The organism is Rhodovulum sp. YNF3179 (assembly GCF_050586465.1).
Classification (GTDB): Bacteria; Pseudomonadota; Alphaproteobacteria; order Rhodobacterales; family Rhodobacteraceae; genus CAJXYS01.
This window is the reverse complement of record NZ_JBOCEG010000013.1, coordinates 1-1,205: the sequence shown is the minus strand read 5'-3', so window position 1 is coordinate 1,205 and position 1,205 is coordinate 1. Positions and strand designations below refer to the sequence as shown.

Below are 1,205 nucleotides of genomic sequence, written 5' to 3'. Positions count from 1 at the left end.
CCGGCCAGCCGCGCCAGGTCCAGCGCGCGGAACTCGTTCCATTCCGTCAGCAGCACGATCAGGTCCGCGTCCTCGGCCGCGGCATAGGGATCCGCGCACCATGCCACCCCCGGCAGCAGCCCAGCCCCCTCGCGCTGGCCCTGCGGGTCGCTGACGCGCACCGTCGCGCCGCCACCCACCAGCGCCGGCACGATGGTCAGCGCGGGCGCCTCGCGCATGTCGTCGGTGTTCGGCTTGAAGGTCACGCCCAGCACCGCCACCGTCCGGCCGTTGAAGCTGTCGTCGCAGAGATCGCGCAGTTTCTCGATCATCCGCCGCTTCACCGCCTCGTTCACCTCGATCACCGTCTCGGTGATGTGCTGGGGCGCGGCGTGTTCCTGGCCGATGCGGGCCAGCGCCCGCGTGTCCTTGGGAAAGCACGAGCCGCCATAACCCGGCCCCGCATGCAGGAACTTGTTGCCGATCCGGTTGTCGAGCCCCATGCCCTTGGCGACCGATTTGACGTCCGCACCCACCTTCTCGCAGAGCGCGGCGATCTCGTTGATGAAGGTGATCTTCGCGGCCAGGAAGGCGTTCGCGGCGTATTTCGTCATCTCCGCGGACTCGAGATCCGTGGTGATGATCGGGAAGTCCCGCAGGTAGAGCGGGCGGTAGATATCCGCCATGATGTCCGCCGCGCGATCGGTCTCGACGCCGACGACGACGCGGTCGGGACGCATGAAATCGTCGATGGCCGCGCCCTCGCGCAGAAACTCCGGGTTCGACGCCACGTCGAGATCCAGCGCCGGCCGGGCCAAGTCGAGGATCTCCTTGACCTTGCGGTTGGTGCCCACCGGCACCGTCGATTTCGTCACCACAACCGCGTAGTGGTCGAGCGTCCTGGCGATCTCTTCGGCGGCGGCGAAGACATGGGTGAGATCGGCATGCCCGTCGCCCCGGCGCGTCGGCGTGCCCACGGCGATGAAGACCGCGTCGACACCGTCCAGCGCCTCGGCCAGATCGCCAGTGAAGGCCAGCCGCCCCGCGGCGACGTTCTTTTCCAGCAGGACGTCCAGCCCCGGCTCGAAGATCGGCACCTCGCCCGCGGTCAGTCGCGCGATCTTGCCGGGATCCTTATCCACGCAGACCACGTCATGGCCGAAATCCGAGAAACACACCCCCGAGACGAGCCCCACATAGCCCGTGCCGATCATCGCGATACGCAT

At 67.7% G+C, this 1,205-nt stretch carries 1 protein-coding gene; it reads right to left on the bottom strand.

Translation table 11 applies throughout. The features are described from left to right. Positions 1–1,205: UDP-glucose dehydrogenase family protein (locus ACQ5SP_RS16480; RefSeq protein WP_430939501.1), on the bottom strand; the 1,205-nt coding region annotated here is incomplete at both ends.